The 24,055-nt window shown below is 70.1% G+C and carries 25 protein-coding genes, 1 tRNA gene and 3 pseudogenes; 14 read left to right on the top strand and 15 right to left on the bottom strand.

All coding sequences use genetic code 11. The features are described from left to right. Window positions 1–110 precede the first annotated feature (110 nt). Window positions 111–1,751, top strand: a complete 1,641-nt coding sequence (locus OG448_RS16955; protein WP_405554773.1) for an FAD-dependent oxidoreductase — start codon at window positions 111–113, stop codon at window positions 1,749–1,751. A 63-nt stretch (window positions 1,752–1,814) separates the two neighbouring features. On the opposite strand, the gene OG448_RS16950 is transcribed toward OG448_RS16955, so the two are convergent. Further along, window positions 1,815–1,892 (bottom strand) — tRNA-Thr (locus OG448_RS16950). Between the two features lie 207 nt (window positions 1,893–2,099). Here OG448_RS16950 and OG448_RS16945 point away from each other — a divergent pair. The 3 genes from OG448_RS16945 (at window position 2,100) to OG448_RS16935 (ending at window position 4,766) form a co-directional block, all read left to right on the top strand. Continuing rightward, a complete protein-coding gene (locus OG448_RS16945; protein WP_405554771.1) occupies window positions 2,100–3,239 on the top strand; it encodes an ABC transporter ATP-binding protein in 1,140 nt (379 codons plus the stop codon). A 203-nt stretch (window positions 3,240–3,442) separates the two neighbouring features. Next, window positions 3,443–3,922 (top strand): hypothetical protein, encoded by a 480-nt coding sequence (locus tag OG448_RS16940; protein ID WP_350904499.1) that lies wholly within the window; start codon window positions 3,443–3,445, stop codon window positions 3,920–3,922. A gap of 112 nt (window positions 3,923–4,034) precedes the next feature. Then, window positions 4,035–4,766 (top strand): NDP-sugar synthase, encoded by a 732-nt coding sequence (locus OG448_RS16935; RefSeq protein ID WP_405554769.1) that lies wholly within the window; start codon window positions 4,035–4,037, stop codon window positions 4,764–4,766. A gap of 76 nt (window positions 4,767–4,842) precedes the next feature. Here OG448_RS16935 and OG448_RS16930 read toward each other — a convergent pair whose 3' ends face one another. The 7 genes from OG448_RS16930 to OG448_RS16900 all read right to left on the bottom strand — a co-directional run bounded on the left by OG448_RS16930 (window position 4,843) and on the right by OG448_RS16900 (window position 11,658). Further along, complete coding sequence (locus OG448_RS16930) at window positions 4,843–6,528, bottom strand: DoxX family membrane protein (protein WP_405554768.1); 1,686 nt, start codon at window positions 6,526–6,528, stop codon at window positions 4,843–4,845. Window positions 6,529–6,656: 128 nt separating this feature from the next. Then, window positions 6,657–7,595, bottom strand: a complete 939-nt coding sequence (gene rlmB, locus OG448_RS16925) for a 23S rRNA (guanosine(2251)-2'-O)-methyltransferase RlmB (RefSeq protein WP_405554767.1) — start codon at window positions 7,593–7,595, stop codon at window positions 6,657–6,659. Window positions 7,596–7,691: 96 nt separating this feature from the next. Then, window positions 7,692–9,110, bottom strand: a complete 1,419-nt coding sequence (cysS, locus tag OG448_RS16920; protein WP_405554765.1) for a cysteine--tRNA ligase — start codon at window positions 9,108–9,110, stop codon at window positions 7,692–7,694. Window positions 9,111–9,191: 81 nt separating this feature from the next. Continuing rightward, on the bottom strand, window positions 9,192–9,596 hold the full coding sequence (locus tag OG448_RS16915; protein WP_405554764.1) for a PPOX class F420-dependent oxidoreductase: 405 nt from the start codon (window positions 9,594–9,596) through the stop codon (window positions 9,192–9,194). A 49-nt stretch (window positions 9,597–9,645) separates the two neighbouring features. Further along, complete coding sequence (gene ispF, locus OG448_RS16910) at window positions 9,646–10,140, bottom strand: 2-C-methyl-D-erythritol 2,4-cyclodiphosphate synthase (RefSeq protein ID WP_030804429.1); 495 nt, start codon at window positions 10,138–10,140, stop codon at window positions 9,646–9,648. Continuing rightward, a complete protein-coding gene (gene ispD / locus OG448_RS16905; protein WP_405554762.1) occupies window positions 10,130–10,894 on the bottom strand; it encodes a 2-C-methyl-D-erythritol 4-phosphate cytidylyltransferase in 765 nt (254 codons plus the stop codon). Before ispD ends, ispF begins: the two co-directional genes overlap by 11 nt. Before the next feature lie 281 nt (window positions 10,895–11,175). Next, window positions 11,176–11,658: a CarD family transcriptional regulator gene (locus OG448_RS16900; RefSeq protein WP_003953493.1), complete on the bottom strand. Its 483-nt coding sequence runs from the start codon at window positions 11,656–11,658 to the stop codon at window positions 11,176–11,178. 615 nt (window positions 11,659–12,273) lie between these two features. Between OG448_RS16900 and OG448_RS16895 the strand changes: the two genes are divergently transcribed. Beyond that, window positions 12,274–12,936 carry a DUF461 domain-containing protein gene (locus tag OG448_RS16895; RefSeq protein WP_405554760.1) on the top strand — a complete coding sequence of 221 codons (663 nt, stop codon included), beginning with the start codon at window positions 12,274–12,276 and terminating at the stop codon, window positions 12,934–12,936. A 74-nt stretch (window positions 12,937–13,010) separates the two neighbouring features. On the opposite strand, the gene OG448_RS16890 is transcribed toward OG448_RS16895, so the two are convergent. Both OG448_RS16890 and OG448_RS16885 read right to left on the bottom strand, forming a co-directional pair. After that, window positions 13,011–13,691, bottom strand: a complete 681-nt coding sequence (locus tag OG448_RS16890; RefSeq protein ID WP_031183999.1) for a response regulator transcription factor — start codon at window positions 13,689–13,691, stop codon at window positions 13,011–13,013. Continuing rightward, on the bottom strand, window positions 13,688–14,959 hold the full coding sequence (locus OG448_RS16885; protein WP_391299392.1) for an ATP-binding protein: 1,272 nt from the start codon (window positions 14,957–14,959) through the stop codon (window positions 13,688–13,690). The genes OG448_RS16890 and OG448_RS16885 overlap by 4 nt, the downstream gene beginning before the upstream one ends. Window positions 14,960–15,167: 208 nt before the next feature. On the opposite strand from OG448_RS16885, the gene phoU reads away from it, so the two are divergent. The 4 genes from phoU (at window position 15,168) to OG448_RS16865 (ending at window position 17,045) form a co-directional block, all read left to right on the top strand. Next, on the top strand, window positions 15,168–15,839 hold the full coding sequence (gene phoU, locus OG448_RS16880; protein WP_405554759.1) for a phosphate signaling complex protein PhoU: 672 nt from the start codon (window positions 15,168–15,170) through the stop codon (window positions 15,837–15,839). Between the two features lie 131 nt (window positions 15,840–15,970). After that, entirely contained in the window at window positions 15,971–16,366 is a 396-nt protein-coding gene (locus OG448_RS16875; protein ID WP_405554757.1) for a DUF6234 family protein, read from the top strand. A 153-nt stretch (window positions 16,367–16,519) separates the two neighbouring features. Continuing rightward, window positions 16,520–16,675, top strand: coding sequence for a hypothetical protein (locus OG448_RS16870; RefSeq protein ID WP_405554755.1), 156 nt, complete (start codon window positions 16,520–16,522; stop codon window positions 16,673–16,675). Between the two features lie 121 nt (window positions 16,676–16,796). Further along, the gene (locus tag OG448_RS16865; RefSeq protein WP_405554753.1) at window positions 16,797–17,045 is read left to right on the top strand and encodes an SCO4226 family nickel-binding protein; all 249 of its coding nucleotides are present in this window, start codon (window positions 16,797–16,799) and stop codon (window positions 17,043–17,045) included. Between the two features lie 17 nt (window positions 17,046–17,062). On the opposite strand, the gene OG448_RS16860 is transcribed toward OG448_RS16865, so the two are convergent. Continuing rightward, window positions 17,063–18,241 (bottom strand): low temperature requirement protein A, encoded by a 1,179-nt coding sequence (locus OG448_RS16860; RefSeq protein ID WP_405554751.1) that lies wholly within the window; start codon window positions 18,239–18,241, stop codon window positions 17,063–17,065. A gap of 94 nt (window positions 18,242–18,335) precedes the next feature. On the opposite strand from OG448_RS16860, the gene OG448_RS16855 reads away from it, so the two are divergent. Then, a complete protein-coding gene (locus OG448_RS16855) occupies window positions 18,336–18,470 on the top strand; it encodes a hypothetical protein (protein ID WP_405554750.1) in 135 nt (44 codons plus the stop codon). Window positions 18,471–18,823: 353 nt separating this feature from the next. Here the strand turns inward: OG448_RS16855 and OG448_RS16850 are convergent, their stop codons facing one another. Further along, window positions 18,824–20,350, bottom strand: a complete 1,527-nt coding sequence (locus tag OG448_RS16850) for an FAD-binding oxidoreductase (protein ID WP_405554749.1) — start codon at window positions 20,348–20,350, stop codon at window positions 18,824–18,826. Window positions 20,351–20,817: 467 nt separating this feature from the next. On the opposite strand from OG448_RS16850, the pseudogene OG448_RS16845 reads away from it, so the two are divergent. From OG448_RS16845 to OG448_RS16835, 3 genes and pseudogenes are all read left to right on the top strand, one after another. Further along, window positions 20,818–21,031: pseudogene (locus tag OG448_RS16845) on the top strand (replication initiator); the annotation flags it as partial. Window positions 21,032–21,198: 167 nt separating this feature from the next. Continuing rightward, window positions 21,199–21,804, top strand: a complete 606-nt coding sequence (locus OG448_RS16840) for a hypothetical protein (protein ID WP_405554747.1) — start codon at window positions 21,199–21,201, stop codon at window positions 21,802–21,804. 10 nt (window positions 21,805–21,814) lie between these two features. Next, entirely contained in the window at window positions 21,815–22,144 is a 330-nt protein-coding gene (locus OG448_RS16835) for a hypothetical protein (protein WP_405554745.1), read from the top strand. 18 nt (window positions 22,145–22,162) lie between these two features. On the opposite strand, the pseudogene OG448_RS16830 reads toward OG448_RS16835, so the two are convergent. Continuing rightward, a pseudogene (locus OG448_RS16830) lies at window positions 22,163–22,294 on the bottom strand (IS5/IS1182 family transposase); the annotation flags it as partial. A gap of 180 nt (window positions 22,295–22,474) precedes the next feature. After that, window positions 22,475–22,606: a hypothetical protein gene (locus OG448_RS16825; protein ID WP_405554744.1), complete on the bottom strand. Its 132-nt coding sequence runs from the start codon at window positions 22,604–22,606 to the stop codon at window positions 22,475–22,477. Here OG448_RS16825 and OG448_RS16820 point away from each other — a divergent pair. Next, a pseudogene (locus OG448_RS16820) lies at window positions 22,578–23,057 on the top strand (IS5 family transposase); the annotation flags it as partial. The gene OG448_RS16825 and the pseudogene OG448_RS16820 overlap by 29 nt on opposite strands. A gap of 114 nt (window positions 23,058–23,171) precedes the next feature. Here the strand turns inward: OG448_RS16820 and OG448_RS16815 are convergent. Further along, on the bottom strand, window positions 23,172–23,933 hold the full coding sequence (locus OG448_RS16815) for a phosphoglyceromutase (protein WP_399570609.1): 762 nt from the start codon (window positions 23,931–23,933) through the stop codon (window positions 23,172–23,174). Window positions 23,934–24,055 lie beyond the last annotated feature (122 nt).

The raw sequence follows: 24,055 nt of genomic DNA, 5'->3' as shown, positions 1-24,055 counted from the left end.
CCCGCGACTCCTGTGAACCACGTGGGTGATTGGGCACGCGGAGCCGCCGCCACCGGGAAGGAGGAGTCACAGGCGCCCCACGCACCCACCCCCAGCCACTGGAGGCTTCGATGCATCAGAAAGCCGACCACCGGGTCCCCGTCCTCATCGTGGGCGGCTCACTGGTGGGTCTGTCCATGTCCGTGTTCCTGGGCCGTCTCGGGGTGCGGCACATGCTCGTCGAGCGGCACTCCGGGACCTCGGTCCACCCGCGTGGGCGCGGCAACAACGTCCGCACGATGGAGCTGTTCCGGGTCGCCGGGGTCGAGCCGGACATCAAGGCGGCCGCCTCGCTCCTCGCCGACAACCACGGCATCCTCCAGACGCCCACCCTCGTGGGTGACGCCGGGGAGTGGCTGTTCAAGAACATCGACCCGGGCGGCGGTCTGGCGAGGTTCAGCCCCACCGCCTGGTGCCTGTGCAGCCAGAACGACCTCGAGCCGGTCCTGCTGGACAGCGCGCGCGAACTCGGCGGCGACCTTCGGTACTTCCACCAGATGGAGTCCTTCGAGCAGGACGCCGACGGAGTGACGGCGACGGTGTTCGACCGGAACACCGAGGAACGGTTCACCGTCCGCGCCGACTACCTCGTCGCCGCCGACGGCCCGCGCAGTCCCGTACGGCGTGCCCTCGGCATCGGGCAGAGCGGGCCCGGCGACCTGTTCGCCAACGTCAGCGTCACCTTCCGCTCCAGCGCGCTGGCCGACGTGGTCGGCGACCGCCGCTTCATCTGCTGCTACCTCACCCATCCGGACGCGGACGGCGCACTGCTGCCCGTGGACAACAAGGAGAACTGGGTCTTCCACGCCCCCTGGCACCCCGAGCGCGGCGAGACCCTCGACGACTTCACCGAGGAGCGGCTGCGCGACCACATCCGCCGGGCGGTCGGCACCCCCGAACTCGACGTGAAGATCACCGGTATGGCCTCCTGGCGTGCCGCCGAACGCGTCGCCGACCTCTACTCCTCGGGCCGGGTCTTCCTCGCCGGCGACTCCGCCCACGAGATGTCCCCGACCGGCGCGTTCGGCTCCAACACCGGTATCCAGGATGCCCACAACCTCGCCTGGAAGCTGTCCGCCGTGCTCTCCGGCTGGGCGGGTCCCGGCCTGCTGGAGTCCTACGGCGCCGAGCGCCGCCCGGTCGCGGCCGCCACCAGCGCCCGCGCCTCGGCCCGCTCGGTCGAGCACAGCCACCCCGGCTTCGCCCCGGCCCCCGGCGTGGGCGGCGCCAGGCGCGGCGGCATCCTCAACGTGGTCCTCGGCTACCGCTACCCGGCCGGCGCCGTCCTCGGCGCCGACCCCTACGCCGAGGTCGTCCCGGACGCCCTCACCCTCGACGGCCGCCCCGGCAGCCGCGCCCCCCACCTCTGGCTCCGCCGCGGCGGCCTCCGCCTCTCCACGCTCGACCTGTACGAACGCTCGATGGTCCTCCTCACCGACGCCCCCGACGACGCGGGCTGGTACGCGGCCGCCCGCCGCGTCGCGGCGGAGGACGGTGTCGCCCTCGACGCCTACCGCCTGGGCCCCGGCCCGGACGCCGACCTCACCTACGACACGCAGGGGTCCGACTGGGCGCGAGCCCACGGCACCACCGCCGACGGCGCGGTCCTCGTCCGCCCCGACGGCTTCGTCGCCTGGCGCGCGACCAGCGCGGCGGCGGACCCGGACACGGTGCTCCGCGAAGCCCTGACGTCGCTGCTGACGCCGGCCTGAGAAACCCCGAAGGCCGCCCGCACCCCCTCGGGGCGGGCGGCCTTCGCCATGCTCGGCTGCCTGTGGAGCCCCCTGTCGGATTCGAACCGACGACCTACGCATTACAAGTGCGTTGCTCTGGCCGGACTGAGCTAAGGAGGCGTGGACGGGCCGGGTGGGGTCCGTGTCCGTGAAGTGTACCCAAGCGGGGGCGTGGGAGGGCGGGGGAAATTCGGGGGCGTCCGGGTACTGACAGGGCAGGTGGGCGGCGGGTACGGTCCTGAGCTGGTTCACCTGGGTGAACCGACGAACCACCTTCCTACAACGGATCGTCCGGCACGTTCCTGCCGGTAGAAGGGGGCCCTCACCATGGCCACTGTCACGTTCGACAAGGCGACCCGGATCTATCCGGGCTCCACCAAGCCCGCCGTCGACGCCTTGGAGATCGCCATCGAGGACGGCGAGTTCCTCGTCCTCGTCGGCCCGTCCGGCTGCGGCAAGTCCACCTCGCTCCGCATGCTCGCGGGGCTCGAGGACGTCAACGGCGGCGCCATCCGCATCGGTGACCGCGACGTCACCCACCTGCCGCCCAAGGACCGGGACATCGCCATGGTGTTCCAGAACTACGCCCTCTACCCGCACATGACGGTCGCCGACAACATGGGCTTCGCCCTGAAGATCGCGGGCGTCAACAAGGCGGAGATCCGGGCGAAGGTCGAGGAGGCCGCCAAGATCCTCGACCTCACCGAGTACCTGGACCGCAAGCCCAAGGCGCTCTCCGGCGGTCAGCGCCAGCGTGTCGCCATGGGCCGCGCCATCGTCCGCGAGCCGCAGGTCTTCCTCATGGACGAGCCGCTGTCCAACCTGGACGCCAAGCTCCGCGTCTCCACCCGTACCCAGATCGCCTCCCTCCAGCGGCGCCTGGGCATCACCACCGTCTACGTCACCCACGACCAGGTCGAGGCCATGACGATGGGCGACCGGGTGGCCGTGCTCAAGGACGGTCTGCTCCAGCAGGTCGACACCCCGCGCAACATGTACGACCGCCCCGCCAACCTCTTCGTCGCCGGCTTCATCGGCTCCCCCGCGATGAACCTGGTCGAGGTGCCGATCACCGACGGCGGTGTGAAGTTCGGCAACAGCGTGGTGCCGGTCAGCCGGGACGCGCTCTCGGCCGCCGCCGACAAGGGCGACACCACCGTGACGGTCGGCGTCCGCCCCGAGCACTTCGACGTGGTCGAGCTGGGCGGCGGCGCGGCGGCCACCACGCTGACCAAGGACAGCGCCGACGCCCCGGCCGGCCTCGCCGTCTCGGTGAACGTCGTCGAGGAACTGGGCGCCGACGGGTACGTGTACGGCGCCGTCGAGGTCGACGGTAACGTCCGGGACCTCGTCGTCCGGGTGAACGGCCGTCAGGTGCCGGAGAAGGGCTCCACGCTGCACGTCGTGCCGCGGCCGGGCGAGATCCACGTGTTCTCGACCTCCACGGGCGAGCGCCTCTCCGGCTGACGGGGGCACACAGGCAGTTCACAGGGAGGGGGTCCTGCGGGGCCCCCTCCCGCCGTACCCGGGCACGGTTCGGCGGATATCCCGGCACAGGGATCAATTCGGGCGCCCGGCGTCAACCCTCTACCCAGAAAGCAGCGCGACTTCATCCCCCGTAAGGGTGACTAAATGTCGCCAAATCAGCACCGAGCGCTACCCTCACTCGCGTGACGCACTCCACCATCCCTCAGACGCGACGCGGCCACCGGGGCGGCCCTGCCCGCCGGATCGGCCGCACTCTCGCCCTCGTCCTGCCCGTCGTCCTGGTGCTCTCCGGAACCCTCGCGGTCACGCGGGTCAACTGGACCGGGGACTCCGAAGGCTCCGTGCTCACCGCCTCGGACGTCGCCCAGGCCCCCGCGAAGGCCGGCACCGCCCGTACGGTCACCGCCAAGAAGGCGGCGCCCCAGGACGTCCTGCGCGACCGGCTGCTGACCGAGCTTCAGGACAAGAACCCCGGCGTGGTCCTCACCCACCTCCAGCAGGCGGTCAACGGCCACCCCGCGCTCGCCGAGCACTGCACCTCCATCGCCCGCACCCTGGGCCGCGCCGCGGTCCGCCTCTACGGCGCCACCCGCGCCCAGTCCTACGCCCGCCCGGTGTGCGACACCTCCTTCGCAACGGGTGTGCTGGCGGCACATAGCTGACCCCCACACAGCCGCCCGACACACAGCTCACCGCACCACAGCCGACAGCGCCCCCACGAGCGGCCCTGTCGTGCCCCTGGCCCCCGCCGGGGCGCCACGTACAGTTCGGGGCATGACCCATCCGAACGTCGCTGCGCGCCCCACCCAAGCCGTCGTCCTGGCCGGTGGCCAGGGCTCCCGGCTGCGCCCCTACACGGACGACCGGCCCAAGCCGATGGTCGAGATTCCCGGCACGGGCACCCCGATCATCGGCCACCAGCTCAACTGGCTGGCCGAAGAGGGCGTCACGGACGTGGTGGTCTCCTGCGGCCATCTCGCCGAGGTCCTCCAGAAGTGGCTGGCCACGGCCGAGCTGCCGCTGTCCGTCACCACCGTCGTGGAGACCGAGCCGCTCGGCCGCGGCGGCGGCCTGAAGTACGCCGCCGCGCACCTGCCCCGCCCCGACCGGCCCTGGTACGCCACCAACGGCGACATCTGGACCCGCTTCTCCCTGCGGGACATGGCCGACTTCCACACCGAGCGCGACGCGGTCGCCACCCTCGCGCTGGCCCGGCCGCGCATCCCCTGGGGCGCCGTGCGCACGGACGGCTTCGGGCACATCACCGACTTCATCGAGGCCCCGCCGTCCACCGTCGAGATCAACGCCGGTGTGTACGTGTTCTCCCCCGAGTTCCGCGACCTGCTGCCCGACCGCGGCGACCACGAGCGCGCCACGTTCCCCCGCCTGGCCCGTGAGCGCAAGCTCGCCGGGTTCCCGCTGCCCCAGGGCGCGTACTGGCGGGCTATCGACACCGTCAAGGACCTGACCGAGGCCGCCAAGGAGCTGGACGCCGGCCGCGCCTAGCGCGAGCCGCCCGCCGCACGCAGAAGGGCCCCGTACCTCAACCGCGAGGTACGGGGCCCTTGGCGCGCCCAGGGGGTCAGTTGCCGAACAGACCGCCCACCAGGCCCGGCTGGCCGGTGGAGGAGCCACCCGCGTCGCTGCCGCCGCCCGACTCCGTGCCGCCGCCCGAGGTGCCCGAGCCGGTGCCGCCGGTCGCGGTACCGCCCGCGCTGGTCGGCCCCGCCGTGGTGCTGGAGGCACCGCCACCGCCACCGGTGGTCGGGGTGGTCCGCTGGGGCGGGGCCTGGCCCGTGGTGCCCTGGGTCTGGCTGGGCGCCGCCGGAGCCGTACCGGCCGTGCGGCCCGCGCCCGGGGTGCCGGCCGCGCCGGACGGGCTCGCCCCGGCCGAGGCGCTGCCCGTGGGCGAGCTGGACGCCGAGGGGCTGGCCTGCCTGCGCGGGGTGCCGGGCGCCGAGGGCAGCGGCGAACCGGGCTGGTTGTTGCGCGGCGCCTCACCCGGACCGGGCACGACCACCCGGCTCGAGTCGCGCACCGCACCGCCGAGCAGCGAGCCGACCAGCAGGGTCAGCCCGACGGTCACGGCGGTGATCAGCGCGCCCCGGCGCAGCACGTACCGGCGCAGGTCCCAGATGGCGGCGCGCGGGCCCAGCGTGCGCCAGGCGCTGCCCGCGAGCCTGCCGTCCACGGAGTACACCGGGGCACCCGCGATGACCAGCGGGGACCAGGCGGCCAGGTAGATGATGTCGGGCGCGTCGTAGGCCGGGACCGTCTTCCAGCTCACGGTGACGATGAGCGCGGCCGAGAGCAGCGCGCCCACCACCGCGGCGACCCGCTGCCAGCAGCCCAGGACGGTCAGCACGCCGACCACGACCTGGAGGAAGGCGATGACCAGCCCGGAGCCGACGGGGTGGTGCAGCGCGAACTGGCGCAGCGGCTCGGCCACGTCCCACGGGTGCAGGGTGTTGAGCCACTTGACCATGGAGCCGCGCTCGCCGCCGTCGAAGTAGACGGGGTCGCACAGCTTGCCCATGCCGGCGTAGATCGAGATGAAGCCGAGGAAGACGCGCAGCGGGAGCAGGACCACGCCGAGGTTCATCCGGCGGCCGGGGTAGTACGCGTGCCGCGCCGGGTCATCACCGCGCCGGGCGGCCCGCGAGCCGGAGGGCCGGGCAGGCGGCTCGTCGGGGTCGAACTCGTCGCTCGCGTACGGCGATTCGTCGTACGGGGGCTCGTCGTAGGCGCTGCCGACCGGACGCATGTGGGGCAGCAGCCGGGTGCCGCCGTCGGGGCCGGTGCGCTGGTGGCCGAGGACGGGGGTCTCGACGGTCGGGTCGAGCCGGTCGTAGGCGTCCGCGTAGCCGGTGTGGTCCGGGCCGAGACGCGGGATGACCTGGGTGGCACCGGCCGGTTCGTCGGGGTGGCGGACGCTGCTGCCCCGGACGGCCTGGAGCAGGCGGTGGGTGCCGGTGTCGTCGGGCGCGGACCGGCCGCTCCACACGACCGGACGGCGCCGGCCCGCGGCCTCGCCCGCCGGGCCCGCGGCGGACATGCGCGCGGGGTCCTGAGCGATCGGACGCGGGGCGGTTCTCGGGGACTGGGTGCGCCTGCCCGCCGTCCCCAACTGCACGCGGAAGCTGGCGTGATTGACGATGACCTGCGCCGGATCGCTCGGCACCTTCACCATGCTCAGCGCGGGAGCGTCGTCGAAGCCAGACGAGCGGTCCCCCGTGGGAGTGCGGGGTGTTCTGGTGTCCACACTCATCTAACCGAGTGACGCCGAGTTAGGACACTGCTTTGACCGGCCCGATGTGTCCGGGCCGCGTCAAAGTCGTCGTGAACGCCGGTCATCCCCCGGAATTACCGCATCCGGGGGAATCGCCGAACGGTCGTTCAGGAGCGGCGGCGGGACGCCTCGTACAGCACGACACCGGCGGCGACACCGGCGTTGAGGGACTCCGCGCCACCCGGCATGGGGATGCGGACGCGGTGGTCGCAGGTCTCGCCGACCAGCCGGGAGAGGCCCTTGCCCTCGCTGCCGACCACGATGACGACCGGGCCGGACAGCGCCGCCAGGTCGCCCACCTCGGCCTCTCCGTCGGCGGCCAGGCCGACCACGGTGATCCCGGCCTTCTTGTACTGCTCCAGGGCCCGGGTGAGGTTGGTGGCACGGGCGACCGGCGTACGGGCGGCCGCACCGGCCGACGACTTCCAGGCACCGGCGCTCATGCCGGCCGAGCGGCGCTCGGGCACGACCACGCCGTGACCGCCGAAGGCGGAGACGGAGCGGACGACGGCGCCGAGGTTGCGCGGGTCGGTGACGCCGTCGAGGGCGACGATCAGCGGGTCCTCGCCCTTGTCGTAGGCACCGGCGGGCAGGTCCTCGGGGTGCGCGTACTCGTACGGCGGGACCTGGAGGACGAGGCCCTGGTGGTTCAGGCCGTTCGTCATGCGGTCCAGCTCGGGGCGCGGGGCCTCCATGAGGTGGATGTTCCCGCGCTCGGCGGCGAGCTGGAGGGCCTCGCGGACGCGCTCGTCGTTGTCGATGAACTGCTGGACGTAGAGCATGGTCGCGGGCACGCCGTCGCGCAGCGCCTCGTACACCGGGTTGCGGCCGACGACCAGCTCGGAGGAGGAGCGGCCGGCGCCCTTGCGCTGCGGCGGGCGGCCCTGGGCGCGGCGGACCTTGGCAGCGGCGGCGCGCTGCTTGGCGTGGCCCTTGCGCATCTCGGCCGGGGGCGTGGGGCCCTTGCCCTCCAGGCCACGGCGCCGCTGGCCGCCGCTGCCGACCTGGGCACCCTTCTTGCCTGACATGCGGCGGTTGTTCGCCATGAGTTACCCGTCTCCGTGAGCGTTCGTACGTATGTATGCAGTGTGCCGCCCGGATCGCCGGGCGGCACACTCGATCAGGCCCGTTGCCGACCCCGCCTAGCGCGGGCCGAGGCTCCAGCGCGGGCCCTGCGGGCTGTCCTCGACGACCAGGCCGGACTGGCCGAGCTGGTCGCGGATGGCGTCGGCGGTGGCCCAGTCCTTGCGGCCGCGGGCGGACTCCCGCTGCTCCAGGACGAGGCGGACGAGGCTGTCCACCACGCCGTGCACGCTTTTGTTGAGCACGGTTTCGCCGCGTTCGCCGCTCTCACCGGCCCACTCGGGGTCCAGCGGGTCGAGACCGAGGACGCCGAGCATGGCGCGCACCTCGGCGAGGCGGGCGACCGCCGCCTCCTTGTCGTCGGCGGCCAGCGCGCTGTTGCCCTGGCGGACGGTGGTGTGCACGACCGCGAGGGCCTGCGGCACGCCCAGGTCGTCGTCCATCGCCTCGGCGAAGGCCGGCGGCACCTCGGTGGCCGGTTCGACCTCGCCCCCGGCCTTCTCCAGCGCGCGCTGCACGAAGCCCTCGATGCGCGCGAACGCCACCTCGGCCTCGCGCAGCGACTCCTCGCTGTACTCGATCATCGAGCGGTAGTGCGGGGTGCCGAGGTAGTAGCGCAGGACGATGGGACGCCACTGCTTGACCATCTCGGAGACCAGCACGCTGTTGCCGAGCGACTTGGACATCTTGTCGCCCGCCATCGTCACCCAGGCGTTGTGCACCCAGTACCGGGCGAAGTCGTCGCCGAACGCCTTGGCCTGGGCGATCTCGTTCTCGTGGTGCGGGAAGATCAGGTCCAGGCCGCCGCCGTGGATGTCGAAGACGGAGCCCAGGTACTTGTGCGCCATGGCCGAGCACTCCAGGTGCCAGCCGGGGCGGCCGGGCCCCCAGGGCGTCGGCCAGCTCGGCTCGCCCGGCTTGACCGCCTTCCACATGGCGAAGTCGCGCGGGTCCCGCTTGCCGGTCTCGCCCTCGCCGGACGGCTGGAGCAGGTTGTCCAGTTCCTGCCGGGACAGCTCCAGGTAGCCGTCGAAGGAGCGCACGTCGAAGTAGACGTTGCCGTCGGCCTCGTAGGCGTGGCCGCGCTCGATGAGGCCCTGCATCATCTCGATCATCTCGGTGATGTGGCCGGTGGCGCGGGGCTCGTAGGTGGGCGGGAGGCAACCGAGCGCGGCGTAGGCGTCGTTGAACGCCCGCTCGTTCTCGTACCCGATGGCCCACCAGGGGCGCTTCTGCTCGTGGGCCTTGTTGATGATCTTGTCGTCGATGTCCGTGACGTTGCGGATGAACGTCACGTCGTAACCGCGGTACTCGAACCAGCGGCGCATGATGTCGAAGTTCAGGCCCGAGCGGATGTGCCCGATGTGCGGTGCCGCCTGCACGGTGGCGCCACAGAGGTAGATCGAGACACAGCCCGGCTGGACCGGGGTGAAGTCGCGGATCTGCCGGGCGCTGGTGTCGTACAGGCGAATGGTCACCACACCAGGGTAGTGGGAGCGGGGCCGTGCGATGCCACCGGACGGTGACATCGCCGCTCCGGGCTGTCTCCGGGCTGTCTCCTAGAGGCTGCCGACCACCTTGCGCGGGGTGATCCGGACGACGACGCGCTCGGCGTCGTTGGCGGAGGCCGGGTTGAACTCGGCGTACTTCTTGCCGCTGTACTTCAGGGACAGCTCGTCGATGAGCGCCTGGCCGCCCTCGGTGGTCAGCTCGGCGGTGCCGCGGATCTCGGCGTACTCGTAGGGGTTCTCCGGGTCCGTGACGACGACGGTGACCCGCGGATCGCGCTTGAGGTTCTTCTCCTTGCGCCGGTCGACCGTGGTGGAGATGAGGACGTCGTCCCCGTCCCGCTTCACCCACACCGGTGACATCTGCGGACTGCCGTCGGGCTGGACGGTGCCGACGACGATGAACACGGGCGTGTCCAGCAGGGACCTGAGCCGGTCGGACAGGGCAGCGGACATGAAGATCCTCCTCGATCGACGATGGCTGTGCGGGTACCCTCGCACGCTCCTACGACACGCGCACCACGAGGGCCGTGGCGACCGCCATCAGCCCCTCTTCCCGGCCGGGGAAACCGAGACCGTCGGTGGTCGCGCCGGACACGGAGACCGGGGCCCCGGCGGCGGCGCTGAGGATCTGCTGCGCCTCGTCCCGCCGCTTGCCGATCTTCGGGCGCGGCCCGACGACCTGCACCGCGACGTTGCCGATGGCGAAGCCCGCGTCCCGCACGATCCGGGCCGCCTCGGTGAGCAGGGTGACCCCGGACGCGCCGGACCACTCGGGCCGGCCGGTGCCGAAGTGCTGCCCCAGGTCACCGAGTCCGGCGGCGGAGAACAGCGCGTTGCAGGCGGCGTGCGCGACCACGTCGGCGTCGGAGTGCCCGGCCAGGCCCGGCCCCGCGTCCTCCCACTTCAGCCCGGCGCACCACAGCTCGCGGCCGTCCTCGAAGGCGTGGATGTCGGTGCCGATGCCCACCTGGGGCAGGGCGGGGATCTCAGAAGCCATCGTTGAGCCTCCTGCGGGTGAGGACCGCCTCCGCCAGGACGAGGTCCAGCGGCCGGGTCACCTTGAACGCCTCCTCGTGACCGGGCACGGTCACGACCCGCTCGCCGAGCCGCTCGACCATGCTCGCGTCGTCGGTGACATCCTCGGTCACCCTTTCGTGGGCGCGGACCAGCGTGGCCCGGTCGAAACCCTGCGGGGTCTGTACGGCGCGCAGCCGGGCCCGGACGGGCGTGCCGAGCACCGGTTCGGGCTCGCCGGGGGTGGCCGCGGGCTCGACCTCCTTGACCGTGTCGGCCAGCGGCAGCGCCGGGACCACGGCGGGGGCACCGTCGCGCACCGCCTCGACGACCGTGTCCACGGTGTCGACGGGGACGAGGGGGCGGGCGGCGTCGTGCACGAGGACGACGTCGTAGGCGGGCGGCAGGGCGTCCAGGCCCAGGCGGACCGACTCCTGGCGGCTCTCCCCGCCGGGCACGACCAGGAAGTCCGTGCGCTCGGGCAGTGCGTGCGCGTCCAGCAGCGACTTGACCTCGGCGGCGCCCTCGGGCGGGGCGACGACGACCACCAGGGAGACGTGCCGGGAGGCGGCCAGGGCGCGGATCGCGTGGATCAGCATGGGCGTGCCGTTCAGCGCGCGGAGCGCCTTGGGGGCGCCCGGACCGAGGCGTACACCCCGGCCGGCGGCGGGGATCACGGCGGCGACACGGCTGTCCTGGCGCGGCTCGGCGGGCGCGGGACGCGATTCGTCAGACATCGGTTCCTGTCAGGTTTGTGTGCTCGGGGCCGGTGGGTATGGCCTGGAGGAGCGCCTGGGCGCGACGCCTTGACCGGACCCTTTCCGTGAACCACGGTCGAGCCGTCCACCCCCGGAGGCGAGAACGAACAGGGGAGCAGAACGACAGGGGCAGCGCACAGGGGAGGCATACGGGGACGAATATGCCGCAGCGCCCGGCGACAGGGTGAGTGTCATCGGGCACCACGGCATTTTTGCTGCGCTGGACGTGAAGGCGGGCGGGGCATGCCGCCCGCTCCTTGTCAGGAGGCGAGTACCTCGTCGAGCAGCGCCTCGGCCTTGTCCTCGTTGGTGTTCTCCGCGAGGGCCAGCTCGCTCACCAGGATCTGGCGGGCCTTGGCGAGCATGCGCTTCTCACCGGCGGAGAGTCCGCGCTCGCGCTCGCGGCGCCACAGGTCACGCACGACTTCCGCGACCTTGATGACGTCGCCGGAGGCGAGCTTCTCCAGATTTGCCTTGTAGCGGCGCGACCAGTTCGTGGGCTCCTCGGCGTACGGCGCGCGCAGCACCTCGAAGACCCGGTCCAGCCCGTCCTGACCGACCACATCACGCACGCCGACGAACTCCGCATTGTCCGCTGGCACACGTACCGTCAGGTCGCCCTGGGCGACCTTCAGCACCAAGTAGGTCTTGTCCACGCCTTTGATCTGACGAGTTTCGATTGCCTCGATCAGCGCGGCCCCGTGATGGGGATAGACCACGGTGTCGCCAACCTTGAACGTCATGTGACAGGTACCCCTTCCGTGGCTATCCAGGGTAACACGGATACGGCGTCTTCTGAATGGCGTTTTCGCAGGTCAGGGCATATCTCGGGGCTTGACAACAGCAACAGGAACGTGCTGCGGGCCACCCGCGGAAGCGGGAATTCGCAGGTGGGAGCCACTCTGCGTGCAGAGTGAAACATCTACGTCACACGCCCCAGAGAGTCGCCCCGATTGGTTGAATGTCCCGGTTTGCCCGCCTCCAAGCGTACGACTTCCGCTCCTTCGTTCGATGACCGGAGTCGGGTGCGAGACGAATCCGGAATTGATCACGCCACCCGGCGGTGATCAATTCCGGACACGCGCGTATTCCTTCACGGAAATGCCGCCCGGAGTGTCGCGGAGTGTCACCGGGATGCCGTCAACGGCGTCGTACGGCGTTATCCGAATGGCGGACGGGAAGCTCCCGGCGGCCGATCAGCGGTGTCCTCGGTACCCCCAGCGGGAGGGAAGCGGGGCACTTGGGGAGGGTCGGGTGCGGCGGCGCGTGAACGGCTCGGTAGCCTGAGGGCGCTGACAGATCCTTAGGGCGGCTTTACAGGACAGCCGCCCCTGTGCGTTCAAGGAGTTGCCGCCGCCGTGAGCAGCAGCCTTCGACGCGGCGTCCTCGCCGCATCCGCCATCGCGTTCTCGATCGCCTCGCTCGCCGCCTGCGGCGCCGGCAACAACGCCCAGACCCTGGAGATCCGGCCGGACAACGCCGCGACCCACGTCGGGCCCATCAAGGTGCAGAACGCCCTCATCATCACCCAGCCCGACGCCAAGGCCAACGGCCCGGCCGCCGTCGCCGCCACGCTGTTCAACGACGGCGCGACCGACCAGACCCTCCAGTCGATCTCCGTCGACGGCAGCAACGAGAAGGTCGAGCTGAAGCCCGCCAAGGGCGGAAAGCTCGTCGTCCCGGCCCACGGCCGCCTCGTCATCGGCGGCAAGGACAACGCCTCCGCCATGCTGGCCAGCGGCCGCGAGGCGGTCCAGAACGGCAACGCGCAGAAGGTCACCTTCACCTTCGACAAGACCGGTGCGGTCGCCCTGCGCGCCTTCGTCGTCCCGGCGACCAGCTACTTCAGCGGCTGGGGCCCGAGCGAGGTGCCGTCCGCGCCGGCCGCCGCGACCTCCTCGCCGTCGGGCAGCCCGTCCGCGAGCGACAAGCCCGAGGGCGACAAGGCCAGTTCGTCGGCCTCCGCCCCGGCGTCCTCCCCGAGCGACTCCGCGTCGCAGTCGGCGCCCGCGGGCCACTGAGCACGTACGTATGACGTGAGGGGGGCACCCGGCCGGGTGCCCCCCTCACGTCATGTACCGGCCGCTCGCGCGGTCTACGGCTCGAACTTGTAGCCCAGCCCGCGCACCGTCACCAGATAGCGCGGCGCGCCCGGGTCGGGCTCGATCTTGGCGCGCAGCCGCTTCACATGGACGTCGAGGGTCTTGGTGTCGCCCACGTAGTCGGCGCCCCACACCCGGTCGATGAGCTGCATCCGGGTCAGCACCCGGCCGGCGTTGCGCAGCAGCATCTCCAGCAGGTCGAACTCCTTCAGCGGCAGGTCGACCTTGGCCCCGGACACCGTCACCACATGGCGGTCGACGTCCATCCGGACCGGTCCGGCCTCCAGTGCGGCCGGGGTGACCTCCTCCGGCTCACCGCGCCTGCGCAGCACGGCCCGGATACGGGCGACCAGCTCGCGCGAGGAGAAGGGCTTGGTGACGTAGTCGTCGGCCCCTATCTCCAGGCCGACGACCTTGTCGATCTCGCTGTCCTTGGCGGTCACCATGATCACCGGGACGTTGGAGCGGCCGCGCAACTGGCGGCACACCTCGGTGCCGGGCAGCCCCGGCAGCATCAGGTCCAGCAGCACCAGGTCGGCGCCGTTGCGTTCGAACTCGTCCAGGCCGTCGGGGCCGGTCGCGGCGACGGCGACCTCGAAACCCTCCTTGCGCAGCATGTACGACAGGGCGTCGGAGAAGGACTCCTCGTCCTCGACGACGAGCACTCGGGTCACGGAAGGACCTCCGGGGAGGGAAGCGAAGCGTACGGGGACTGGTCGGCGGGCCCGGACTCGTCGTCGAGTCCGGGGTGCCTGGCCGCGCGGTCGCGGGCGACGCCCGCCTCCGGCAGCCGCAAGGTGAAGGTGGAGCCCTGGCCCTCGGCGCTCCAGACCGAGACCTCGCCGCCGTGCGAGGCGACCACGTGCTTGACGATGGCGAGGCCGAGGCCGGTGCCGCCGGTGGCGCGGGAGCGGGCGGGGTCGACGCGGTAGAAGCGCTCGAAGATGCGCTCCTTGTCCTTGTCGGAGATGCCGATGCCCTGGTCGGTGACGGCGAGTTCGATCAGCTCGCCGCCCGGGGCGGAGATCCGGCGGGCGGAGATGCCGACGCGGGTGTGAGCCGGGGAGTAGTTGACGGCGTTCTCGACCAGGTTGCCGAGGGCGGCGGCGAGCTGGCCGCGGTTGCCCCAGACATGCAGGCTCCCCCGTACCGCGCCGGGCGGGTCCTGGATGGCGGTGGCCATGGTGATCTGCTTCGTGCCGGCCTGGTGGCGGCAGCGGTCGACGGCCTCGGCGACCAGCTCGTCCACGCGCACCGGCTCGGCGTCCTCCAGCGGGTCGTCGTTCTGCACCCGTGAGAGGTCGATCAGCTCCTGGACCAGGTTGGTCAGCCGGGTGGCCTCGATCTGCATCCGCCCGGCGAAGCGCTGGACCGCGTCCGGCTCGTCGGAGGCGTCCATGACAGCCTCGGAGAGCAGCGAGAGCGCTCCTACGGGAGTCTTCAGCTCGTGGCTCACATTGGCCACGAAGTCACGGCGTACCGCCTCGATGCGGCGGGCCTCGGTCAGGTCCTCGACCAGCAGCAGCACCAGCCGGGAGCCGAGCGGGGCCACGCGCGCGGACACGGCCAGGGCCTCGCCCCGTCCGGTGCCGCGCCGGGGCAGGTCCAGCTCGACCTGTCGTATCTCCCCGTCGCGCCGGGTGTCGCGCGCCATCTGGAGCATCGGCTCCACGGCGAGCTTGCCGCCCCGGACGAGGCCGAGGGCGTACGCGGCGGAGCTGGCCTTGACCACGGCGTCGGCCTCGTCGAGGACGACGGCGGAGGAGCGGAGCACCGACAGCACGGTGTCCACGCCGGGCGGGAGCACCGCGTCGGTGTGCAGGGAGGTACGGGTGGGGCGCTTCTGTTCGCGTTCGCTCCAGCGGAACGCCAGCATGGCGATGACACCGGTGAGTACACCGGCGATCGCCGCCGCTGCGGCGACCGCCGCGTTCACGTCCATGTCACCAGGTTAGGCATGGCGTCCGCCCTGACCACAGCCACCGTCGTGCGACCTCGGGCACTCGTCGCCCAGAGTTCACCTTCCATCCAGTGGTGGTTCATTCGGGAGGGCGGAAACGGACGCGTACGGGACGGAACGTGGGAGCGTGGGGGTCGCACCGGCCACGGACTCCGGACCCCCGACGACATGTAGTAGGAGAGGGAACCTGATGCGGGACGCGTACCACGAGGAACTGGACTCGATCGGCGACGGTCTGGTGGAGATGGCCCGGCTGGTCGGCTCCGCCATCGGGCGCGCCACCACCGCCATCCTGGACGCCGACCTGAAGCTGGCCGAGAGCGTGATCGAAGCCGACCAGCGGGTCGACGAACTCCAGCACGATCTGGAGGCACGGGCGATAGCCCTGCTGGCGCGGCAGCAGCCGGTGGCGACGGACCTGCGCATCGTCGTCACCTCCCTGCGGATGTCGGCCGACCTGGAGCGCTCGGGCGACCTCGCCCAGCACGTGGCCAAGCTGACCCGGCTGCGGTACCCCGAGCGCGCGGTCCCGCAGGACCTGCACGCCACCATCCTGGAGATGGGCCAGCTCGCGCAGCGCCTCATGGCGAAGGCGGCGGAGGTCATCATCACCAAGGACGTCGATCTCGCGCTCCAACTGGAGCAGGACGACGACGACATGGACCTCCTCCACCGCACCCTCTTCCAGCACCTCATCGACGACCGCTGGAAGCACGGCATCGAGACGGCGGTCGACGTCACGCTGCTCGGTCGCTACTACGAGCGCTACGCGGACCACGCGGTGTCTGTCGCGAAGCGGGTCGTCTACCTGGTGACGGGCGAGCACGCGGACGAGATCCAGCAGGAGGGGGCGGGGGGCTGAGCCGCCCTCCGGGGGTTGGGGGGTGCCGGGGGCGGGGGGCTGAGCCGCCCTCCGGGGGTTGGGGGGTGCCGGGGGCGGGTTGAGTACCCGTACTCATGTGCGACTCCCCCGTCCCCCCGCACCCTGCGTGCATGACCGAATCCCTTCCGGCTCCGAGACGCCGGCTCCCCTGGTCGCGCAGGACACGCCTGGGCGTGGACCTCCCCCTGGCGATTTTGCTGTTCCTGCTGGAGATCGCCTGGGTGGTGCTGGACGCGATATACGGCGTCGGCCTGGAGGTATGGGCGGCGCAGGGCGACCAGGCGCGGATCGACGCCGCCGACCTCGCGTTCATGGACCGGCTGCAGGTGCTGCGGATAGTGGTGATCGCCCTGGCCGTCCTCGCGGCGGTCTTCCGCGCCCGCTGGACGGCGATGGTCCACCTGCTGATGGCCCTCTTGCTGGCCGGCGCACTGGCGGGCGAGCAGCACGACTGGGAGAAGAGCCACTCGACACCGGGGTGCGTCCGGTACAGCGCGAACTGTTGAGGGGGCTGGTGCTTTCCGTGCCGTAGAGCCTGCGCGCAGGGGGCTCGCGGTGGTGGAGCCGGGCGTGCGGGCGCATCCGTGCGCCGTTGATGCGCCCAGTGGAGCGGGCATGGAATGGGCGGGGGCACCTGGCCCCCGTGTCGAGGAGGACCCATGCCCGAATCCCCGAGCACCACGCCCGACCCCACCCAGGACCGCGACAGCGTACAGCCCGCCCAGATCAGAAGCCTGCCGCTGGTGGCCGCCTGCGGCTGCGGCTCGGGTTGCGGCTGCGGCTGCCAGCAGGGCGCGCCCTGCCAGTGCGGCTGAGGACGACGGCGGTGGAGGGGCCCCGGAGACTCCGGGGCCCCTCGGCGTGACTGAACCGGGTCGCCGTGAGGGGACGTGCGGGCCCAGCATGGAGAAAGGGACATCGCAAGGAGGAGTGATCATGACCAAGTTCATGGACATCCACCACGGCATGGAAGGCATCACGGCCGACCAACTGGCTCAGGCCCACCAGGCCGACCTCGCCATCGAGCAGGATGAGAACGTGCACTTCGAGGCCGCCTGGGCGGACCCGGAGTCCGGCACGGTCTACTGCCTGTCGGAGGCCCCGTCGGCCGAGGCGGTCCGACGCATCCACGAGCGCGCCGGACACAGACCGGACGAGGTGCACCCGGTACCGCTCCAGGTCTGAGCGGCGCGGAGGTCGAGTTACGCGCCGGCCCGGTGCCCGGCGCGATGCGTGGCCGTGACGACGGCCGCCACCAGCACCGACATCACGCACCCGGTCGCCAGTACCGGGCTCGGGGTGAAGGTGACCGCGAGGGCGGCGAGAACGCCCGCCGCCCAAATGACGTCCAGGGCACCGAACTTGACCGCCCCGCGATGCAACAGCCTCAGCACGGCGACGTACAGCGCGACCGGCACCGTGTACGCGGCCGCGACCACCGGCCGGTCGAGGTGCGCGTGCCCCGTGAGGTGCGCGATCTCGACGGCGAGCCCGGCGGCGACGGCCGCAGCGGAGGCGTAGACGAAATAGTGGCCGTAACCCCAGCGGAGCGCCGTACCGAGGGAGTTGAGTTTCCCGGCCGCGCTCTGGGTGAAGTACAGCCACCACATGGCGAAGACGGTGAGGACGCCGCCGACCACGAGGGGGGCGATGTCGCCGAAGGAGACCTCGGTGTCGAGGGCGGCGCGGACGGTGCCGGTCGCGGCGGTGATGGACTCGCCGAGGACGATCAGGGTGAACAGGCCGTAGCGCTCGGCGATGTGGTGCGGGTGCCAGGTGGTCTGCCCGGCGCGCTCCGCCCAGGCGGGGACGGCGAGTTCGGCGACGACGAGCACGAGGAAGGACGGCAGCCCGGCGTCGTCCGGCAGCCACAGCCGCGCGACCCAGCCGATCTGTACGACGAGGATGCCGACCGCGTACCGCAGACACGTCCGCCGCCGCTCCGGGTCGCTGCGGGCGGCGCGCAGCCACTGGCTCACCATGGCCAGCCGCATCACGACGTACCCGTACGTGATGACCGTGAAGTCGTACTCCTGAAGCGCCTTCGACGCCCCCGCCGCCAGCACCAGCGCGCCGGCGATCTGGAGGAGGGTGAGCAGGCGGTACGGCACGTCGTCGGTGTCGTACGCCGAGGCGAACCACGTGAAGTTCATCCACGCCCACCAGATGGCGAAGAACACGAGCGCGTACCCGAGCACCCCGTGCCCGACCTTCCCGGCGGCGAGCTCGTGCTCGAAGGCCGCGGCGGTCTGGGCGACCGCGGTGACGAAACAGAGGTCGAAGAACAGCTCCAGAACGGTGGCCGTGCGGTGCCGTTCGGTACTGGGGCGGGGCAGCATGGGGCGGTGCCAGGCGCTGCCGCTGGGCTGTGGGTGGTTCATGACGTCCCGTCATCCGAGTGTGCGGTGCCCTGCGGGGGCGCTGCCGGACACCCATGCTGCCGCACACCGGCGCTCCCGCGGCGTTCACCTGCTGGTGACCCAGGTTCCCGCCCTGGTCTTCAAGGGCGTGCCCGAGGAAGACGCCACGGCAGCCGTCCTGGCGCTGTGCGAGGCGGGCGCCCGGGCTGAGGCGAGAGAACAGCCGGAGCCGGACTTCCTGGAGCCATGAGCAAGGCTCCCACCGGCGGAGAAACCGCGGGTGGGAGCCTTGGTCGGAAGGGGTGGGATTTTCTTCTTGCCCTGGGTCTCGCCGTGGATCTTGGTGAGCTGGGTTTTTGCTGGTCAGGAGCTGCGAGCTCTTCCGCCTGGTCGTCGTCGTTGTCGTCATCGGCCACTGTCGAGCGGCTTCGGACGGCCCAGAGACGGCCGAGGCGACGCCCCGTTGGCAAGGCCTACGAGCTGATCGGCAGCTCCCTCGCTCGCTGCCGTACTTGGGCCCGTAGCTCCTGCGGTCGACTGTGGAACGCGTTGTGGCGGAAAGGCCGAGCCTGACCGGGGCGGGCCCCGGCGGCGCACTGTCGATCAGCGTGACGCGGGCGGGATGCTCTGCTCGTACTGGAAGACGTTGTAGGGGTCGTACTTCGCCTTGATCTCGCGCAGCCGCTCGAAGTGGGGTCTCCCCCAGTAGGCGGTCTCCCACTCCTGCATGCCGACGTTCGGCACGTTGACGTAGGCGCCGTCCACGAAGCTGCGCATCGCCTGGCTGAATTCGGCGGTCCAGGCCTGGCACGTCGAGGTGAGCGGGTCGCAGACGCCTGGTGTCGTCGAAGGAGTCCCCCAGGCTGCGCCGATCTCGCCGTAGAAGATCGCGTCGCGGTGCACGAACGCGGTGCCGCCGCGGGGCTCCTTCTTGATCGCCCCGCCGAAGGCATCGACGAAGTAGTTGCTGTCCTCCGTGGGAGCGTTTCGCATGTAGTAGCCGATGACGTCGATCGCCTTCTTCGGGAACAGCTTCTTGGCGAACTGTGAGAAGAACTTCACGTTGGCGGGCTCCTGCGAGCGCGGGACCTGGGCTCCGGCAAAGATGGGGCCCCAGTTACCGACCTGCACCTTCACATCGGGCGTGCCGATCGACAGGATCGGGGCCAGCATCTTTCTGGCCTCTGCCGCCGTGCCCTCCGCGAGCCACGCGAACAGCAGGATCTGGGACTTGTGGATCTCAACTTCGGATCCGAGGCGGTTGTCGGCGAACGGCACCGTACGCTGCCAGGCATCGAAGATCCCATGCAGGTCCGTAAGGCCGTCCCAGGTCGCCTGCACATAGGCGATGCGCTTGAGTGGGTGCACCTTGTAGGTGAGTTGCGTGACGATTCCGAAGTTGCCGTTTCCCGCCCCACGGAGCGCCCAGAGCAGGTCTGAGTGGTCCTTCAGATCGGCATGGATCACCTTGGCGCAGTCGCGACCCGACGGGACGACGACCTCGGTCCCGATCAGGCTGTCACAGGCCATGCCGAGCCAGCGGTTGAGGGGGCCAAGGCCGCCGCCGACCGTCGCACCGACCAAGCCGACGCTGCCCTCGCTTCCGGTCGTGACCGCGAGGTCCTGCTTGGCGAGCGTCGTCACCGCTTCCAACTGGGTCAGGCCGGCGCCGACCTTCGCGATACGAGCGTCGGCGTCGACGTGGACCGACTTGAGCTGGCTGACGTCGATCACGATGCCGTTGTCGATGTTCGACCAGCCCTCCAGGGCGTGGCGGCCGCTGCGTACCCGCAGTGCGACGTTGTGCTGCCGCGCCCAGGTGAGGGCGTTCACCACGTCCTGGGTCTTCTGGGCGAAGACGATGACCAGCGGGTAGTGAGAGAACAGCTGGTCGTAGTCGATGCGATCATCCGTGTACGAGGCGTCACCGGGGCGGACGACGCGACCGGTCAGCTTCGCCGGCGGACATCCCGACGACCCTTTGGTCGGGTCACTCGCGGCCAGAAGGCCCGAGGTGCTCGCGGCCGCAATGTCCGGCGCGCCTGCGGCCATAAGGCCCGGGACGACGACCGCCCCGGCGCCGGCGGCCGCTGACGCCCTGAGCAGGTAGCGGCGGGAAAAATCGCTCAAGGTTCAGATCCTCTCGATCGGGCTACGCCGGTACGCGGCTGAGGGAGCCCTTACCCGCCAGATGCCGGGCAGTCCTTTGTGGTCGACCCCCGCACGGTAACGGGGCGACCATGCCGTGTTTCCCGACACGCCAATTGAGGACGATGACGACAGTCTGAAGGAGTAACTCAGGCGGGATCTCGTCATAACCGGCGGTCAGAATACGCGGGTGCTCTCAAAGATGATGGGATCGCCGATGTCGCTAGTCAGGTCAGCATCTCGCAATGGCCCGACGAACCGCCTTTCTGCGTGGAGTTGGGCAGCCGCCACCGTAGCTTGAGAGGTGGTCGGCACCGTGATGAGTGTGGTTGGGGCGCTTGTTACTGCCACAGCTTCTTCTAGTTGCACGACACGCATCGTGGCGTCACAACCCCGTTGGCAAAGCAAAAAGTTAGAGTCGCGCACAGAGCGTGCTTAGGTCGTGCACCATGCCCGCCCTCCTGCGCCAGCTCTCGGGCCTCGGCGGCTGCACCCACCCACCCGATCCGCCTCGACGGCCACCGCACCGAGTACGACGTGAACACCCGCACCGGCGAGATCGGCGGCGTCCTCCACCACCTCGACTCCACCGCCCTCCCGGCCGGACACCTCCTCGTCCGCTGCAACAACCGCCGCACCACCCGCTGCGCGGCCTGCGCAGATGAAGACTGCCTCGGCCGAATCGTCACACCGGTTACGCCCCACCAGCGCACTTCAGCAAGATCGTGTTACGAGCTCGTAGGGAACGATCTTGAGCACACCGGGCATTCCAGGCAAGATGAGCAGCTCATCGTATCGGTTCCACTCCGGAGCGTGAACATGGTCACGCGGTGATTCCTTGCAGATACAAATCTCGGAAGGAGAGCATAAGGAAGCTCACAGAAGACATACAGAAGCATCCGGCAGCGAAAAGAGAAGACGTGCGCGCTATGTATTTCCGCAGGTCCACCGCGACGTTCATCGCGGCAGCGGGGGCCGCTGTCCTGCTAACCGCACCTATACCCGCGAATGCATCCACCGAGGTGCCCGCAGCAGCCACGGCGAGCGCGTCAAACCCCTGCAAGTCGCAGCACTACTCCAAGGTCGCCTATACCTTCTACATCGGCCCGAGCAAGATGCCTCTGCGCTGCGGAACGAAAACTTGGGGCTACAACCACATAGTTGAGCGTGGACGCTGGAGCACCAGCTTCAAGAACAAGATCAGTGACACACTCTTCAACGGTTACGAGAGGACCGCCGGGGTGTACTACCGATACAAGGTGGGCACTGGTTGCTCCTCGAAGCCGCCGAGGAAGAACTTCAAGGTGGTCGTCAACAAGGGCCCCCTTGGAGGGATGCCGGGCGGTCTGACGCCCCAGGGGATCATTACGGCCACGGTAGAGTACACAACCCCGGCCGTAGCTGCAGCGTCAGCGAGTGCAGAGGCAAAGTGCTGAGAGGACCCATATGGCCACCCCGGAGCAAGTAAGGGAAGCACTCACCCAAAGACTTTCAGGACTGCAGAGCGAGGGAGGAGGAACCTCTCTTGAAGTCCTTGAGGTGAAGGTGACGTCTGTCTTCCCTAAATTGCTTCTGGAAATCAAGGTCAGCGTCTCAGGGCAACTCTGGGAAGTCTCACTTGGCTACCAGGGTTATGAAGCAAGTTTGGTGAGCGGAGACCTCCCCGAAGAGAGCCTGAATTACCTCGGGATGCTTGTGCGAACCCACCTGTTCGAGTGGTGGCACACAAAGGACACAGAGAAGTTCTCAGCGCGCATGGGGAAAAGACTGGACTGAGAGAGTGAGGCTTTTCCATCATCGGGCTGAGCTGGCCAAATGCAGGGTGAGGACGGCCTGGACGAGGCAGGTGATCCGGGTGGTCGAGCACCGGAGCCTGCGAAGGAGCCGCCAGGACTTGAGGGTGGCCATGGCCTGCTCGACGAGGGCGCAGCACGAAGCCTCTGGTGGAGACGGATTTCTTGGTCGAAAACCCATCTACCAGGGGCTTCACCCGTCTGTCAGCCCAACTGCCTGTCCAGCCCGACAGGTTGGAAAGAGCTCACTGACCACCCCCGGACACCCGAGCGCCCCCGCCGTGGCAGTCGGCGGGGGCGCTGCTGTTTGTGCCTACTGCTGCCGGGCCCGCAGCTCCTCCATGACCGCCCGCACCACCGGCCGGGCCATCTCCACATCCTCCGGATTGCTGGTCAGGATCTCCACCAGGAGGCCGGTGTCGGACCGGCTCTGCCTGCAAGGCATCCTGTTCGTCCGCTACAACGGCATAGCCTGGCAACTTCTGCCCTTGGAGCTGGGGTTCAGCTCGGGACAGACATGCTGGCGCCGGCTGGACCGGTGGCAGAAGGCAGGAGTCTTCGACCAGCTGCACCGGGTCCTGCTCGCCGAACTGAACGCGAAAAAAAGGGGACCCGACACCGGTCCGTCGCCGGTCGACCGGCGGAAGACGGGCAGCAAACACCACCTGATCTGCGACGGACGCGGCACCCCGCTCAAAGTCATCACGACCGCGGCCAACGTCAACGACGTCACCCAGACCCTCGCCCTGGTCGACGGCATCCCACCCGTCGCGGGCCGCCCCGGCAGGCCCCGCCGACGACCCGACGCCCTGCTCGGCGACAAGGGCTACGACTCCAACCCCAACCGCGACGAGCTCCGCCACCGACGGATCCTGCCCGTCATCTCCCGCAAGGGATCACCCAACATCGTGTTACGAGCTCTAAGCGCCACGGCCCAGCGGCGGCCCCGGCGCAACAACAAGCCCCCTGCCAACGGAGAACCCGCAGGCAGGGGGCTTGATCGTGGGCGCTTACTTCTTCTTGCCCTGGTTCTTGACCGCCTCGATCGCGGCCTTCGCCGCCTCCGGGTCCAGGTACTTGCCGCCGGGGGTGACCGGCTTGAAGTCAGCGTCCAGCTCGTAGTACAGCGGGATGCCCGTCGGGATGTTCAGGCCCGCGATGTCCTCGTCCGAGATGCCGTCGAGGTGCTTGACGAGGGCGCGGAGGCTGTTGCCGTGAGCGGCGACGAGGACCGTCTTGCCGTCGAGGAGGTCGGGGACGATGTCGTCGTACCAGTACGGGAGCATGCGGACGACGACGTCCTTGAGGCACTCCGTCTGGGGACGCAGCTCCGGGGGGAGGTCCGCGTAGCGGGCGTCGTTGAACTGGGAGTACTCCGCGTCGCGGGGGAGCGGCGGCGGCGGGGTGTCGTAGGAGCGGCGCCAGAGCATGAACTGCTCCTCGCCGAACTCAGCCAGCGTCTCCGCCTTGTTCTTGCCCTGGAGGGCGCCGTAGTGGCGCTCGTTCAGCCGCCAGCTCCGGTTGACCGGGATCCAGAGGCGGTCCGCGGCCTCCAGCGAGAGCTGGGCCGTGCGGATCGCGCGCTTCTGGAGGGACGTGTGGACCACGTCGGGCAGGAGATCGGCGTCCTTCAGCAGCTCGCCGCCGCGTACCGCCTCCTTCTCGCCCTTCTCGTTGAGGTTGACGTCCACCCAGCCGGTGAACAGGTTCTTCGCGTTCCACTCGCTCTCGCCGTGGCGGAGGAGGATCAGCTTGTACGGTGCGTCGGCCATGCCTCAGAGCGTAATCCACCCCCTGAGCGCGTCGTCCGGCCACCGACGCTTGACGGCTTCTGTTAATCCAGTGGCTTCCGGCAGCCCTGGCCGAGTAAGTTCCGCTTGCCGCAAGCGCCACT

This window comes from Streptomyces sp. NBC_01171 (assembly GCF_045039805.1).
Taxonomy (GTDB): Bacteria; Actinomycetota; Actinomycetes; order Streptomycetales; family Streptomycetaceae; genus Streptomyces.
The sequence above is the reverse complement of the archived record's forward strand: the minus strand, read 5'-3'. Positions and strand labels throughout refer to the sequence as shown.